The organism is Novosphingobium sp. (assembly GCF_036820275.1).
In the GTDB taxonomy this organism is placed as follows: domain Bacteria; phylum Pseudomonadota; class Alphaproteobacteria; order Sphingomonadales; family Sphingomonadaceae; genus Novosphingobium.
The window spans coordinates 1-14,924 of the sequence record NZ_DAISLT010000034.1 but is presented as its reverse complement, the minus strand read 5'-3'; the positions used below and the strand labels follow the sequence as shown (position 1 = coordinate 14,924).

Annotated in this window: 14 protein-coding genes; 1 reads left to right on the top strand and 13 read right to left on the bottom strand. The window is 64.2% G+C overall.

The genetic code is table 11. The features are described 5' to 3' along the window. Position 1 precedes the first annotated feature (1 nt). Positions 2-1,222 (bottom strand): hypothetical protein, encoded by a 1,221-nt coding sequence (locus V7066_RS21295; RefSeq protein WP_334184993.1) that lies wholly within the window; start codon positions 1,220-1,222, stop codon positions 2-4. Positions 1,223-1,273: 51 nt separating this feature from the next. Next, positions 1,274-1,576, bottom strand: a complete 303-nt coding sequence (locus V7066_RS21290; protein ID WP_334184992.1) for an Hpt domain-containing protein — start codon at positions 1,574-1,576, stop codon at positions 1,274-1,276. 148 nt (positions 1,577-1,724) lie between these two features. On the opposite strand from V7066_RS21290, the gene V7066_RS21285 reads away from it, so the two are divergent. After that, positions 1,725-4,310 carry an ATPase gene (locus V7066_RS21285; protein WP_334184991.1) on the top strand — a complete coding sequence of 862 codons (2,586 nt, stop codon included), beginning with the start codon at positions 1,725-1,727 and terminating at the stop codon, positions 4,308-4,310. Positions 4,311-4,361: 51 nt separating this feature from the next. On the opposite strand, the gene V7066_RS21280 is transcribed toward V7066_RS21285, so the two are convergent. The 11 genes from V7066_RS21280 to V7066_RS21230 all read right to left on the bottom strand — a co-directional run. Next, positions 4,362-4,652, bottom strand: coding sequence for a DUF1467 family protein (locus V7066_RS21280; RefSeq protein ID WP_334185035.1), 291 nt, complete (start codon positions 4,650-4,652; stop codon positions 4,362-4,364). Between the two features lie 10 nt (positions 4,653-4,662). Next, the gene (locus V7066_RS21275) at positions 4,663-6,288 is read right to left on the bottom strand and encodes a ribonuclease J (protein WP_334184990.1); all 1,626 of its coding nucleotides are present in this window, start codon (positions 6,286-6,288) and stop codon (positions 4,663-4,665) included. After that, complete coding sequence (locus V7066_RS21270; RefSeq protein ID WP_334184989.1) at positions 6,285-7,064, bottom strand: type III pantothenate kinase; 780 nt, start codon at positions 7,062-7,064, stop codon at positions 6,285-6,287. Before V7066_RS21270 ends, V7066_RS21275 begins: the two co-directional genes overlap by 4 nt. A gap of 10 nt (positions 7,065-7,074) precedes the next feature. Continuing rightward, positions 7,075-7,842 carry a biotin--[acetyl-CoA-carboxylase] ligase gene (locus V7066_RS21265; protein ID WP_334184988.1) on the bottom strand — a complete coding sequence of 256 codons (768 nt, stop codon included), beginning with the start codon at positions 7,840-7,842 and terminating at the stop codon, positions 7,075-7,077. Continuing rightward, complete coding sequence (nuoN, locus tag V7066_RS21260) at positions 7,788-9,251, bottom strand: NADH-quinone oxidoreductase subunit NuoN (protein ID WP_334184987.1); 1,464 nt, start codon at positions 9,249-9,251, stop codon at positions 7,788-7,790. The genes V7066_RS21265 and nuoN overlap by 55 nt, the downstream gene beginning before the upstream one ends. Next, entirely contained in the window at positions 9,251-10,786 is a 1,536-nt protein-coding gene (locus V7066_RS21255) for an NADH-quinone oxidoreductase subunit M (RefSeq protein ID WP_334184986.1), read from the bottom strand. The genes nuoN and V7066_RS21255 overlap by 1 nt, the downstream gene beginning before the upstream one ends. 4 nt (positions 10,787-10,790) lie before the next feature. After that, complete coding sequence (nuoL, locus tag V7066_RS21250) at positions 10,791-12,893, bottom strand: NADH-quinone oxidoreductase subunit L (RefSeq protein WP_334184985.1); 2,103 nt, start codon at positions 12,891-12,893, stop codon at positions 10,791-10,793. Between the two features lie 4 nt (positions 12,894-12,897). After that, positions 12,898-13,203 carry an NADH-quinone oxidoreductase subunit NuoK gene (nuoK, locus tag V7066_RS21245; RefSeq protein ID WP_054437643.1) on the bottom strand — a complete coding sequence of 102 codons (306 nt, stop codon included), beginning with the start codon at positions 13,201-13,203 and terminating at the stop codon, positions 12,898-12,900. Beyond that, positions 13,200-13,817, bottom strand: a complete 618-nt coding sequence (locus tag V7066_RS21240) for an NADH-quinone oxidoreductase subunit J (protein ID WP_334184984.1) — start codon at positions 13,815-13,817, stop codon at positions 13,200-13,202. The genes nuoK and V7066_RS21240 overlap by 4 nt, the downstream gene beginning before the upstream one ends. Positions 13,818-13,829: 12 nt before the next feature. Next, positions 13,830-14,315, bottom strand: coding sequence for an NADH-quinone oxidoreductase subunit NuoI (gene nuoI, locus V7066_RS21235; protein ID WP_086490631.1), 486 nt, complete (start codon positions 14,313-14,315; stop codon positions 13,830-13,832). Then, the coding region (locus V7066_RS21230; RefSeq protein WP_334184983.1) for a complex I subunit 1/NuoH family protein at positions 14,312-14,924 on the bottom strand (613 nt) is incomplete at its 5' end. The genes V7066_RS21230 and nuoI, both read right to left, overlap by 4 nt.

Here is a 14,924-nt window from a genome sequence, read left to right as displayed (position 1 = left end):
GTTAGTCCTTCCGACGTAGCGGAAGGAGCATGCCGACCACAACGAGCGTGATCGCCAGAACTTCCACCAGCGGTTCAATTTGCCCGAATCCTGCGGCAAAAGCCAGAAGAAGTCCCAATGTGGCACGGTCCGAGACGAGCGAGGCCGCCGTTCCCGTCACGAAACGCGGGATCATCGCCAGCAGCAGCATCAGCATGAACGGCGCGAAGAACCAGGAGATCACCGATTCGCCGCCGAGCCGGGGGATTCCGGCAAGCAGCGAAAGCCCGAACACGACATCGACGAGCCACCCCAACGCGTCCGCGCGCGGGATCGCCGGCGGCAATTGTCCCAGCGCCTGACGCTCCGCCAGACGCAGCAACCGGCTCGCCTCGACCAGCACGGCGGCCACGAACAACGAAAGGAAAGCGACGGTCAGGAAGCCGAACCAGGCGAAGCCTCCCGCGATCGCCAGGGCCGCCAGAACGCCGAGGCTCAGGATACTGCTGGCATTACCGGCATGCAGCAGAGAGGAACCGAACGTCAGCACGCCGTAGCGTGCGATCGTCCTTCCCGGCGAAACGCGTTCTCCCTCGCCAAACCGCTCGCGCAGCCATTCGAGTTCGACGCCGTGCGCCTCGCTCTCGTCGCGAATCAACCGCCAGTCGGCGCCGCTTCGCAGGTCTGCCGGAACTTCACGCATCGAAACGCCCGATTGCAGGGCGATCCGGGTCAACGCCGAAGGCACGTCGCAGTCTCCAGGAAGCTCCTGGAGATTCTCCACCAGATTGCCCGGAATCCGCATGACCCCGGCACTGGCACGATTGATGTCGATCCGCTCGAAGCCCGCCGCCAGGCCGCCTTCCACCGGCTGGACGAGCACCGCAGGCGCCTTGCCGTCGAACAGCGCCGCAACCCCGGCCGGTTGGACGAAAAGCCCCTCGCCGATCACGACGAGTTCGTCATTCGCCGTCACCAGTCCGGAAAGCGGGCGGGCGCCGGTGGCGATGTAGAATTGCAGCCCGGCATCCTCGGCCATGTGCTGGAGCGCGATCATCTCCGGCGAAGGCCCACGTGCGAGGCAGATGACCCGCTGGCAATCGAGCGCGAGCGCAAGCCCCAGTTGATGCTGCGCCAGCGTCGCCCCGCCGATGCGCAGGAAGGCGCGCGGCTGGGTCTGGCCCGCCACGGCAGGCTCCATCATGGCGAGCAAGGCAATGCGCAGTTTAATGACCTCCAGCAAGGCTCTACCGTTTAGGGAAAGCGCCGCCCGGTGCCAAGCTCGGCGCGTAATTCAGCCGACGGAAAACTCTGCAAGATAGGCCTGTAGACGGCGGATCACGGTCGGCTCGCCCGGCGCGCTGTCGAGCGCGCGTTCGGCCAGCGCCAGCAACTGCGCCGAATGGAAACTGGCGGCCAGTCCCTTGAGGCGCATCGCGGCGACATGCCAGTTGCCGTCGCAGCGCGCCCGCGACAGCAGATCGACCTGCCGCGTCACGCTCTCCAGGTAGGAGGCGCGCAATTCCGCGAAAAGTACGGGATCTCCGCCCGCTGCCGCGGCGAGGGTCGCTTCGAGGGCACCTGCTTCATACGCCATTTCCCCAGTTTAATCCGGAAAGGGTTAAACCGGGGTTTATCGATGCCCCCCGCGTGGTATCCTGACCCGCATGTCTGGGGAAAACAGGATCATCGCGTTCGGCGCGAACGGCAGCGAACCCGTTTCGAGCGGAAATTCGGAAGAACCCATGGAAAAACCGGCTGCTCCGGCCCCGGAAATCGAGGACGACACCTCCGACGACGCATGGCGCAACGCCTGGGTCGCAACCGAAGAGGCCGCCACTCAGGAAGGGTCGCCCCGATCGCTCGACTGGCTTGCGCCCGCGATTGCCGGGACGGTTGCGCTGGGCTGGAGCGCCTTCTTCCTTTACGCGCGCTGGCCCGATTTCGGCCAGGGCCTTGGGCTCGTCGCGGTTCCCGCGCTGATCGTGCAATGGGCCGTGCCCCTGCTGCTGATCGGGATGGTCTGGTTGCTGGCGCTGCGCCACAGCAGCCGCGAGAGTCGCCGCTTCGGCAATATCGCCCGCGCGCTGTCCCATGAATCCACCCAGCTTGAAACCCGCCTGACCACGGTCAACCGCGAACTCAGCCTCGCCCGCGAATTCATCGCGGCCCAGTCGCGCGATCTCGAATCCCTCGGCCGCATCGCCGCCGAGAGGCTGTCCTCCAACGCCGAGCGGCTCCAGGATCTGATCCGCGACAATGGCACGCGCGTCGAATCCATCGGCGGCGTCAGCCAGGCCGCGCTCGACAATATGGAGAAACTGCGCGGGCAACTCCCCGTCATCGCCAGTTCTGCCAAGGACGTCACCAACAACATCGGCAATGCCGGGCGCGCCGCCCATGTCCAGCTGGAGGACATGGTCAACGGCTTCAAGCGCCTCAACGAATTCGCGACAGGAAGCGAATTGCAGGTCTCCCGCCTCGGCAGTGCCGTGGAAAGCGCGCTGACCGCGATCAATGCCCGCAGCGAGCAGATCGGTACGCTTGCCGAGCAGCGCTTCGCCCTGCTTTCGGAACGTGGCGAGGCTTTCCGCAGTGAACTGGATAGCCACGAAGTCACCGCCCTGGCTTCCATCCGCACCCGCGCCGCAGCGCTGGACGCGGAGATCACGGAAACACGCGGCCAACTCGACCGCCACGAGGAAGAGAGCCTCACTTCGCTGCGCGCGCGCCTCGTCGCCTTGCGCGAGGAAAGCGACGTCGTTTCGCGCGCCCTGCGCGACGGCGAAGGTCGTGCGGCCGAAGCCTGGCGTCAGGCTCTCGACGAACTGCACGAGGAACAGGCGGAAGTCGCCCGCGGTATCTCCCAGGTCCAGGATGCCGCCGTCTCGGCGCTGCGCGGATCGCTGGGTGCGATCGGCAGCGACGCCGCAGCGCTTGACCACGAGATTGCAACGCGGCGCGACAGGCTGGCAGGGGAAACGAGCGAACGCCTCGCCCGTCAGGCCGAACAGGAACGCCATGCCATCGCCCGCATCGAACAGATGCTCGGCGATCTCGACAACGCCATCGCCGAACGCCTTGAACGCCAACGCCTGCAGGCCGCGGCCCTCGGCGAGCATGCTGCCGCCATCACCGGCGAACTCGGCGAGTACGAAGCCCGCTTCGGCGCGATCGCCGGCAGCAGCGAATTGCTCGAAACCCGCCTGCGCGGCAGCCTCGCCTCACTGGGCGAGCGCCTTACCGCCGCCCGCGCGACCCTTTCGGCAACCGATGCCGATGCCGAGAAGCTGACCGAGACGAGCGTGCGTCTGCTCGAACTCATCCAGGGCAGCGCCCGCTATGCCCACCACGACTTGCCCGAGGCGCTCACGGTTTCCGAAGATCGCCTGAGCCGCCTGCAATCCGGCACCGCCACCGTGCTCGAAGCGCTGGGGCAGTCGGCCCGAAGTGGGGCCGAACTCGCTGTAGGAGTCGAACAGTCCGGCAACAATCTCAAGGACTTCGCGGATGAACTTTCCGCCATGCATTCGGATCTGTCCGAGCACGGCGCGGCGCATGCGCAGCTTCTGAAGGTTCTGCACACCTCGCTGACCGAGATCGATGCCGCAACCCAGTCCGCTGCCTCGCGCGCGCAGGATGAACTGCGCGAGGCCATCGCCGCGCTCGGTACGACCATCGACCAATCCGTCGCCGCCATCGAAACCGAGAGCGCCGCGCGCATCGCCAAGGTCGCCGAAGATCTCGGCAGCGAAAGCGCACAGGCCATCGACCGCTCGATGCGCACCCGCGTCGCCGAAGTCACCGGGCAGCTCGACCAGGCCGTCGCCCACGCCTCTGGCGCGACCCGTGAGGCAACGATCCAGCTGCGCGAACAGCTGGCTAAGGTCGACGAGCTTGTGGGCAGTCTGGAAAGCCGCGTGACCGAGGCGCGCGAAAAGGCCGAGGAGCAAGTCGATAACGACTTCGCCCGCCGCGTCGCCCTCATCACGGAAGCGTTGAATTCCAACGCAATCGACATCGCCTCCGCCTTGTCGAGCGAAGTCTCCGACACCGCCTGGGCTTCCTATCTGCGCGGCGATCGCGGGATCTTCACGCGCCGCGCGGTCTCGCTGCTCGACGCCGGGGAGATCAAGTCGATCCAGCAGCTGTTCGAGCGCGACGAAGCCTTCCGCGAACACGTCAGCCGCTACATCCACGACTTCGAGTCGATCCTGCGGCAGGTCCTCTCCACCCGCGACGGCAATGCCCTGGGCGTAACCCTGCTCTCCTCCGACATGGGCAAGCTCTATGTCGCTCTGGCACAGGGGATCGAGCGGCTGCGAAGCTGATCGAAGCACGGTTACCGCAACAAAAAAGCCCGCTCTTTCGAGCGGGCTTTTTTAGTATCCGAGGTCCTGAACCGGCGGCTTTCCGAAGAAATTGAGATCGGCCACCGTGATCCACTGCTCGGCGTAGTTCACGTAATAAAGACCGAACAGTACCACCGCGAGAACGGTGGCCCGCTTGGCGATCAAGCGCGGCCTGAAATTGACCGGCGCGCTGTCCGCATGGCCTTTCTCGACCTGGAAGCCCTGGACCTCGTTCGGCGTGCGCAGGCCGAACGGCATGACCAGAAAGGCGCTGAGGACCCAGAACAGGCCGTAGATCGCTACCATCGAGGTCCATTGCATCGCCATACGGTCAATCCTCCAGCAACATCACCTGCACTTGCGGCTTCTTGCCCGACCAGCGCGTGGCAGCGCGGCGTGCGGCCAGACGGGCAGCCTCGACGCGCACCTCGCGGTCCGACTTCTTGGCGCGGCCCAGTGCATCGGCGACATCGCGCTGCGCTTCCTCGACGAACTTCAGGTAGTCCTCGTCCAGCGGCAGACCGATGGCCGCCACCTGCACATGACCCTTGCGATCCGCCGCGACCGAAACCACGCCGTTGAACGCGATGCGGCGGCGCATGACCATCGCATCTCCGTCCGCCGGCGCGATGATGTCGCCGTCGAGGATCAGGCGGCCGGAATGGACTTCTCCGAACTTGCCCGGCTTGCCCGGCGCAAGACGGACCAGATCGCCGTTCTTCTGGAACACCGCATGGGGAACACCGCTTTCCAGCCCCAGGCGGGCCTGTTCGCGCATGTGGCGGATTTCACCGTGAACCGGCAGCAAAATCTCGGGCCGCAGCCAGCCATAGAGCGCGACGAGTTCCGGGCGTCCCGGATGGCCGGAAACGTGGATCATGCTCTGGCGGTCGGTGACGATGACGATGCCAGCATCAGACAGCCGGTTCTGGATGCGGCCGATCGGGATTTCGTTGCCAGGGATCTGGCGGCTGGAAAACAGGACGACATCGCCCTTCTCCAGCTTGATCGGGTGATTGCCCTCGGAAATGCGCGAGAGCGCCGCTCGCGGCTCACCCTGCCCGCCGGTAGCGACGATCAGCACTTCGCCGCGCGGCAGGTCCATCGCGGTCTCGACATCCACCAGTTCGGGCAGCTTCTTGAGATAGCCGCTGGCCTGTCCGGTCTCGACGATGCGGTCGAGCGAGCGCCCGGCGACGCAGAGCTTGCGATTGGTCTTGCGCGCCACTTCGCCCAGCGTCTGGAGGCGAGCGACGTTGGAGGCGAATGTCGTGACCAGCACACGGCGGCCGCGATGCTTCTTCACTTCCTCCAAAAGCCCGCGATAGACCTCGCCTTCGCTGCCCGAAGCCTCGGGATTGAACACGTTGGTGGAATCGCAGACCAGCGCCAGCACGCCCTCGTCCCCGATCGCGGTCAGTTCCGCCTTGGTGGCCGGGGTGCCGACTTGCGGCTCATCGTCGAGCTTCCAATCGCCGGTGTGGAAGATGCGGCCGAACGGCGTATCGATCAGCAGCGCATTGCCCTCGGCAATCGAGTGCGCGAGCGGCACGTAGCGAATGCCGAAAGGCCCGAGTTCGAAGCGGTCCAGATGATCGATGACGATCAGTTCGACCTCGCCCAGAATGCCTGCTTCCTCCAGCTTCGCCGCGACAAGGCGCGCGGTGAAGGGCGTGGCGTAGATGGGAACGTCCAGTTCCTGCGCGAAGTAGGGCACCGCACCGATGTGGTCTTCATGCGCGTGGGTCAGGACGATGCCCAGCAGGTTCTCGCGCTCACCCTCGATGAAGTCGAGATCGGCGAAGACCAGATCGACGCCGGGATATTCGTTCATGCCGAAGGTCATGCCCAGGTCGACCATCAGCCATTTGCCCTGGCAGCCGTAGAGATTGACGTTCATGCCAATCTCGCCCGAGCCCCCGAGCGCACAAAACAGCAGTTCGTTACCTGGAATCACGTCTTCGATGCCCTTTCGGCAAGAATGGCGAGGCCTTCGAGCGTCAGGTCAGGATCGACCGCGTCGAAAATATCGGAAGCCTCATCGAACAATACGGCGAGCCCACCGGTCGCAATGACCTTGGCGGGACGCCCGATTTCGGCGCGCATGCGGGCGATCAGGCCCTCCATCATCGCCACATAGCCCCAGAACACCCCGATCAGCATCTGGTCCTCGGTATTCCGGCCGATCACGCTCTTGCTGGCGGGAACGGCAATGGCAATGCGCGGCAACTTGGCCGTATTGCCCACCAACGCGTCCAGCGAAAGGTTGATGCCAGGCGCGATGATGCCACCCTTGTAGGCGCCGTTGTAGTCTACCACATCGAACGTCGTTGCGGTGCCGAAATCGACGACGATCAGGTCTCCGCCATGGCGTTCATGCGCGGCGATCGCATTTACGGCGCGGTCGGCGCCCAGCGACTTGGGCTGATCGACGTCGATGTCGATCGCGTAGTCCGCCTTGCCGACGCCCGCCACCAAAGGCTCGACGTCGAAGTAATGGCGGCAGAGAATTTCGAGGTTGTGCAGCGCGCGCGGCACCACGGTCGAGATGATGATGCTCTTGATCTCGTCCGCCGCCACGCCGCGGATCGAGAGTAGCTGCATCAACCAGACCGCATATTCGTCACCGGTGCGGCGCGGATCGGTGGCGATGCGCCAGCGGCCGCGCAAGGTGCGGCCCTCGAACAGCGCGAAGACGACATTGGTGTTGCCGGCATCGATGGCAAGCAGCATGGATTTTCCTTCAGGCGAGCGAAACGTCACCGGCGTGGACGACACGTAGGGACCCGTCGGCCAGACGCAAGCGCAATGCTCCATCCGGGTCAAGCCCGGCAAAGGCGCCGGGCAAAAGCCCTTCCTCGTCCAGCGTTACCAACAGCGGCGTTCCCTGCGGGTGCGCATGGCGGGTCCAGTCGGCGAGCGTCGATGGCAGCCCTTCCCGCCGCCACTGGGCGAGACGCACCGCGAGACCATCCGCGAGCCGCTCCAGAACGGTCTGCGCGTCGTTATCGCTATCGGGGTTCGCGGCGCGGATCGAGATCGTTGCGCGGTCCGGAAGATCGGGCGCGCTGACGACGTTCACGCCGATGCCGATAATGACATGATCGCCCGCGCGTTCCAGCAGGATGCCGCAGATCTTCGCGCCGTCGACGAGAACGTCGTTGGGCCATTTGAGCTGGCAGTCCGCCTCGCGCGGCAATTGCGACAGCATGAGGTCGTACACGGCCAGTGCCGCCACGAAGGCCAGGCTATGGACAGGGGGATCGTACGCTCTCAGCTGGACGACGGTGCTGGCGTAGAGATTGCCCTCCGGAGAGGACCATTGGCGACCGCGGCGGCCGCGTCCGGCGCTCTGCCTGACTGCGCGCAACCAGAAACCTTCCGCGAGGCCCTCCCCGGCGCCTAGGCGCCGGGAAAGGTCCGCGTTGGTCGAGGCGGTCTCTTCGACGACCTCTATCAAAGGCCGGAGTAGAGCGCGGCCGCAGCCGTCTCGGTCAGGTGGCCGAGCCACTTGGTCAGCAGGAAGCCCAGCGGCGAGATGACCACGCACGAGACCACGAGGATCAGCTTGTGCCAGATGTCGCTCTCACCCTTCACCACGTCGGCGGGTTCGTCGAAATAGACGACCTTGACGACCTTCAGGTAGTAGAAGGCTCCGATCACCGAGGCCGCGAAGCCGATGGCCGCCAGAGCGATCATGCCGCCGTCGACAGCCGCCTTGAAGACCAGGAACTTGCCCCAGAAGCCGAACATCGGCGGGATACCGGCAAGGCTGAACATGACCATCGCAAGCGCCAGCGCCAGGCCGGGACGCGTGCGCGACAGGCCTGCCATCTTGGCAAGATCCTCGACCGGATTGCCGTCGGCATCCTTGAGCATCAGGATCACGGCGAAACCGCCCACCGACATCGCGACGTAGATCGCAAGGTAGAACAGCATGGCCGAGACGCCCTGCGGCGTTGCCACCGCGAGACCGACGAGCATGAAGCCGACGTTGTTGATCGACGAGTAGGCCATCAGGCGCTTGATATTGGTCTGGCCGATGGCGCCGAGGGCACCGACGACGATCGAGGCAAGCGCCGCGAAGACCACGATCTGCTGCCAGGCAGCAGCCTGATCGCCGAAGGCTTCGATGGCGACGCGCATGGTCAGGCCCATGGCCGCGACCTTGGGCGCCGTGGCGAAGAGCGTGGTGACCGGGGTCGGCGCGCCTTCGTAGACGTCCGGGGTCCACATGTGGAACGGAACGGCGCTGATCTTGAACGCAAGGCCGGCGAAGACGAAGACGATACCGAACAGCGCACCGTTCGAGAGGCCCTGCGCCATCGAGGCGCTGATACCGGCGAACGAGGTCGTTCCGGCGAAACCGTAGGTCAGGCTCATGCCGAAGAGCATGATGCCCGAAGCCAGCGCGCCCAGCACGAAGTACTTGAGGCCCGCTTCGGCCGAACGACCGTCGGTACGCAGGAACGCCGCCAGGACATAAGCCGCGAGCGAGTTCATCTCGAGACCGATGTAGAGCGTCAGCAGGTCGGTGGCCGAGACCATCATGCCCATGCCGATCGCGGCCAGCAGCACGAGGACCGGATATTCCGCCCGCATCGCCTTGAAGCGGTCGAAATAGGCAGGCGCCACCACCAGCGACACGGCGGCCGAGAGGTAGATCAGGATCTTGGCGTAGGACGAGAAGGCGTCGGCACGGTACTGGCCGAAGAAGGCCGAGGTTTCGGCACCCATGTGACCGCCGCAGAGCGCGGGGGCAACCAGGATACCGGCGGCGACGAGCGCCGCCACGGCGAGAACGGAGATCAGCTTGGCCGCCTTGTCGCCGCCCCAGGCGGCAACAAGGAGCAAGACCAGGCTTGCTACGCTAAGCGTTTCTTCCGGCGCGATCAGGCGCAGCGACTGTGACCAGTCCATCAGTGTGCCCCCTCATGCGCGGCTGCTTCTTCATGTGCAGGCTTTTCCTTGCCCATGGCCAACTTGGCGTCTCCTTCCGGCTTTGCGCGAGCGAGCCGGGCGTCGAGTGCGGCAATGTCTGCGCGCATCGGAGCAATGAAGCTCTCGGGATAGACGCCCATCCACAGCACCGCGAGGCCGAGCGGGATAACCATCAGGTATTCACGCAGGTCGAGGTCGGCCATGGCGGCGGCATCGGCATTCTTCTGGTCGCCAAAGACGACACGGCGATAGAGGTAGAGCATGTAGGCAGCGCCCAGGATGATGCCGGTGGTGCAGATCAGCGCCGTCCAGCTCGATGCCTGGTAGATACCGCCGAGGCTCAGGAATTCGCCGACGAAACCGCTGGTGCCCGGAAGGCCGATCGAGGCCATCGTGAAGAGCAGGAAGAACAGCGCGTAACGCGGCATGTTGATGGCGAGGCCGCCGTAACGGGCGATCTCACGGGTGTGCAGGCGGTCGTAGATGATGCCGACGCAGAGGAACAGCGCGCCCGAGACGAGGCCGTGGCTGAGCATGACCAGCATCGAGCCTTCGAGGCCCTGCGGATTGAAGGCGAAGAGACCGATGGTCACGACGGCCATGTGGGCGACCGACGAGTAGGCGATCAGCTTCTTCATGTCGTCCTGCACCAGCGCGATGAGCGAGGTGATGACGACGGCGGCCATCGACAGGCCCCAGACCAGCGGCGCGAAATAGGCCGAAGCTTCGGGGAACATCGGCAGCGAGAAGCGGATGAAGCCGTAGCCACCCATCTTCAGCAGCACGCCGGCCAGGATGACCGAGCCTGCGGTCGGCGCCTGAACGTGTGCCGCCGGAAGCCAGGTGTGGACCGGCCACATCGGCATCTTCACCGCGAAGCTGGCGAAGAAGGCGAGCCACAGCCAGGTCTGGACCTGCGGGTCGAAGTCGTAGGTCATCAGCGTCGGAATGAAGGTCGTGCCGGCGGTGTGGACCATCCACAGCATCGCCACGAGCATCAGCACCGAGCCGAGCAGCGTGTAGAGGAAGAACTTGTAAGAGGCGTAGATGCGATCCGCGCCGCCCCAGATGCCGATGATCAGGTACATCGGGATGAGGCCGGCTTCGAAGAACATGTAGAACAGGAAGATATCCTGGGCCGTGAAGACGCCAATCATCAGCGTTTCGACGAGCAGGAAGGCCGCCATGTATTCGCCAACACGCTTCTCGATCGAGTTCCAGCTCGCACCGATGCAGATCGGCATGAGGAAGACGGAAAGCTCGATCAGGAGCAGCGCGATACCGTCGATGCCGAGGGCGTAGGAGAAGCCCGAGAACAGCTCATGCCGTTCCTGGAACTGCCACTGCGCGCCGCCGACGTCGAAGTTCAGCCAGAGGACGACGCCAAGGGCAAGGTTCGCAAGGGTGGCGAGAAGCGCCACCGTGCGTGCCGATTTGGCATCAAGGTAGAGACATGCCAGTGCCGCCGCGAGCGGCACCAGCAACATCAGACTGAGGATCGGAAAACCACTCATCATCTTATCCCGCGATCACCCAGCTGATGGCGCCGACAAGGCCCAGCAGCATGACAAGAGCGTAGCTGTACAGATAGCCCGACTGGACCTTCTGCGCGTAAGTCGAACCCCTGGCGACGACCCAGGCCGCACCGTCGGGACCGAACTTGTCGATCACGCCGATATCCAGGACCTTCCAGAACACCTTGCCGAGCCAGAAGGCGGGGCGAACGAAGATGTTGTGGTAGAGTTCGTCGAACATCCACTTGCGGAACACAAAGGTGTAGACCGGCCCGAGCTGTTCGGCGACTGCCTTGGGGAACGAAAGGTTCTTGATGTAGCCGTACCAGGCGATCAGCAGGCCCAGCGACATCACCGTGAACGGAGCCCACTTCACCCAGGTCGGCACGCCGTGCATCGCGTGGATCAGGTGTTCGTGGAACACCAGGGCGCCCTTCCAGAACTCGCCGGTCCCTTCCGAGACGAAGGCGTGGTTGAAGACGAAGCCGGCAGCAACAGCGCCGATCGAGAGGATCACCAGCGGCAGCAGCATGACCAGCGGGCTTTCGTGCGGATGATATCCGCCCGTGCCGTCGCCGTGCTGCGTGTAGTCCGGACCGCGCGAACCGAGTTCGGGAGCGGCATGGGCGTGCGCATCGTCGGCATGGTCATCGTGAGCGTGATCGTCGTGCGCATGATCGTCATGGCCGTGGCCGTGGGCGTCATGGACGGCGTGCTGGATGTGCTCCGACTGGATCCAGCGCGGCTTGCCGAAGAAGGTCAGGAAGACCAGGCGCCAGGAGTAGAAGCTGGTCATCAGCGCGGCGGCGATGCCCATCCAGAAGGCGAAGCCGCCCACTGCCGTGCCCGAACCGAAGGCCGCCTCGAGGATCGCGTCCTTCGAGTAGAAGCCTGCGAAGCCCACGAAGCCCGCGATACCAACGCCGGTGATGGCCAGCGTACCCGCCGTCATCGTCCAGAAGGTGATCGGGATGTGCTTACGCAGCGCGCCGTAGAAGCGCATGTCCTGCTCGTGGTGCATCGAGTGGATGACCGAGCCGGCACCGAGGAACAGCAGCGCCTTGAAGAACGCGTGCGTGAACAGGTGGAACATGGCCGCGCCATAGGCGCCGACGCCGGTGGCGAAGAACATGTAGCCGAGCTGCGAGCAGGTCGAATAGGCGATGACGCGCTTGATGTCCCACTGCGTGCAGCCGACGGTGGCGGCGAAGAAGCAGGTGCAGGCGCCGATGAAGGCGATGAAGTGCATCGCCGTCTCGCTGGTTTCGAACAGCGGCGACAGGCGGCAGACCATGAAGACACCGGCGGTGACCATGGTGGCTGCGTGGATGAGCGCCGAAACCGGGGTCGGGCCTTCCATCGCGTCCGGAAGCCAGGTGTGCAGGCCGAGCTGCGCCGACTTGCCCATCGCGCCGATGAACAGGAGGATGCAGATCACGGTCATGGTGTCGAAGCGGGTGCCGAGGAACCCGATCGTCGAACCGGCCATGCTGGGCGCGGCGTGCAGGATCTCGGGGATCGACACGGTGCCGAACACCAGGAAGCAGCCGAAGATGCCGAGCATGAAGCCAAGGTCACCAACGCGGTTGACCACGAAGGCCTTGATCGCGGCGGCACCGGCAGAAGGCTTGCGGAACCAGAAGCCGATCAGAAGGTACGAGGCCAGGCCCACGCCTTCCCAACCGAAGAACATCTGTACCAGGTTGTCCGCGGTCACCAGCATGAGCATGGCGAAAGTGAACAGCGAGAGGTACGCGAAGAAGCGCGGCTGATCCGGCTCCTCGCTCATGTAGCCCCACGAATAGAGGTGCACGAGCGCGGAAACCGAGGTGATGACCACCAGCATGACCGCGGTGAGCGAGTCCACCCGCAGCGACCAGTCCCAGGTCATGGCGCCGGACTGGACCCACTTGAGGACCGGCACGACGCTGGCTTCGGCGCTTCCGCTGAGGAAGCTGATGAAGATCGGCCAGCTCAAGCCGCAGGCAATGAACAGCGCGCCGGTCGTCAGGACCTTTGCGGGAACATTGCCCAGCTGCTTGTTGCCGAGCCCGGCGATGATCGCTGCCAGTAACGGCAGGAAGACGATGAACAGGATCGGGTGCAAGGCCTTATCCCTTCATCCGGTTGACGTCGTCGACAGCGATGCTGCCGCGTCCGCGGAAATAGATCACGAGGATTGCGAGCCCCACTGCGGCCTCGCCGGCAGCGACCGTCAGCACGAACATCGCGAAGATCTGGCCCGTGAGGTCGTGCAGGAACGCGCTGAACGCGACGAGGTTGATGTTGACCGCAAGCAGGATCAGTTCGATCGCCATGAGCAGAACGATGACGTTCTTGCGGTTCAGGAAAATGCCGAGGACGCCGAGCACGAAGAGGATCGAGCTCACGACCACGTAATGTTCGACGCCGATCACAGCTGGACCCCCTTGCCGATTTCCGGCTTGACGTTGACGGTCGCCTCGTCCGGACGACGCGCGATCTGCTTGCTGATCTTCTGGCCGCGGGTATCGCCGCGCTGACGGTGGGTCAGGACGATGGCGCCGACCATTGCGACGAGCAGGATCAGACCGGCCGCCTCGAACAGGAACAAGTAGCGGCTGTACATCAGACCGCCGATCGCCTCGATGTTCGAAGCACCGACCGGCGTGACCGCCGTGCCGTCAGGCGTACCGAGGTTCAGCGAACCCGCCTTGTAAGCGCCGATGCCGAGCACCATTTCGGCGAGCAGCACCAGGGCCACCAGCATGCCGAGCGGGAAGTTCTTGATGAAGCCTGCACGCAGTTCGGCGAAATCGATGTCGAGCATCATGACGACGAAGAGGAACAGCACCGCGACCGCGCCAACATAGACGATGACGAGCAGCATGGCGATGAACTCGGCTCCGGTGAGCATCATCAGCCCGGCAGCGTTGAAGAACGCCAGGATGAGGAACAGCACCGAGTGAACCGGGTTGCGGGCGAGGATCGTGGTGGCCGCCGAAGCGATCGTCAGCACCGCGAAAAGGTAGAAGGCAAAAGTCTGGATCATGTCCGCGGCCCCCTATCGGTACGGTGCGTCGGCTTCAAGGTTCGCGGCGATCGCACGCTCCCACTTGTCCCCGTTCGCCAGTAGCTTGGCTTTGTCATAGAGCAGTTCTTCGCGCGTTTCGGTCGCGTATTCGAAGTTCGGCCCCTCGACGATGGCATCGACCGGGCAGGCTTCCTGGCAGAAGCCGCAGTAGATGCACTTCGTCATGTCGATGTCGTAGCGCGTGGTGCGGCGCGAACCGTCGGTACGCGGCGCAGCCTCGATCGTGATCGCCTGCGCCGGGCAGATCGCCTCGCATAACTTGCAGGCGATGCAGCGCTCCTCGCCGTTGGGATAACGGCGAAGGGCATGCTCACCACGGAAGCGCGGCGAAAGCGGGTTCTTCTCGAAGGGGTAGTTGATCGTCGCCTTGGGCTTGAAGAAGTACTTCAAGGTCAGCCAGTGCGCCTTCACGAACTCCCAGAGCGTGAAGCTCTTTATGAGTTGTCCGACGGTCATTGGAAGTGTCCGGTAGCCATGAGGTAGCCGCTGACGATTACGACGAACAGCAGCGATACGGGCAGGAAGACCTTCCAGCCCAGGCGCATCAACTGGTCATAGCGATACCGGGGAACGGTGGCCTTGATCCAGCTGAACACGAAGAAGAAGAAGAAGACCTTGAGCAGGAACCAAACGAAGCCCGGCACGAGGTAGAGAACGGGGATGTCGAGCGGCGGCAGCCATCCGCCCCAGAAGAGCGTCGCGTTGAGCGCACACATCAGGAGCACGTTGGCATATTCGCCCAGCCAGTAGGCGGCGAAGGCCATCGACGAATATTCGGTCTGGTAACCGGCGACGAGTTCCGATTCCGCTTCGGCAAGGTCGAAGGGCGCGCGCTGCGTTTCCGCAAGGCTCGAAATGAGGAACATCACCCACATCGGGAAGAGCAGCGGGTTCGCGACGAAACCGTTGATGATCCCGAAGACGTGGCCCTTCTGCGCCCAGACGATGTCGTTCATGTTGAACGTGCCCGCCCAGAGAACGACGCAGATCAGGATGAAGCCGATCGAGACTTCATACGAGATCATCTGCGCCGAGGCGCGCATCGCCGAGAAGAACGGATACTTC

Coding starts and splice junctions, on each gene's coding strand:
- V7066_RS21290 (WP_334184992.1), bottom strand. CDS start 1,576: ATGGCGTATGAAGCAGGTGCCCTCGAAGCGACCCTCGCCGCGGCAGCG.
- V7066_RS21285 (WP_334184991.1), top strand. CDS start 1,725: ATGGAAAAACCGGCTGCTCCGGCCCCGGAAATCGAGGACGACACCTCC.
- V7066_RS21280 (WP_334185035.1), bottom strand. CDS start 4,652: ATGCAATGGACCTCGATGGTAGCGATCTACGGCCTGTTCTGGGTCCTC.
- V7066_RS21270 (WP_334184989.1), bottom strand. CDS start 7,064: ATGCTGCTTGCCATCGATGCCGGCAACACCAATGTCGTCTTCGCGCTG.
- nuoN (WP_334184987.1), bottom strand. CDS start 9,251: ATGGACTGGTCACAGTCGCTGCGCCTGATCGCGCCGGAAGAAACGCTT.
- V7066_RS21255 (WP_334184986.1), bottom strand. CDS start 10,786: ATGAGTGGTTTTCCGATCCTCAGTCTGATGTTGCTGGTGCCGCTCGCG.
- V7066_RS21240 (WP_334184984.1), bottom strand. CDS start 13,817: ATGATCCAGACTTTTGCCTTCTACCTTTTCGCGGTGCTGACGATCGCT.
- nuoI (WP_086490631.1), bottom strand. CDS start 14,315: ATGACCGTCGGACAACTCATAAAGAGCTTCACGCTCTGGGAGTTCGTG.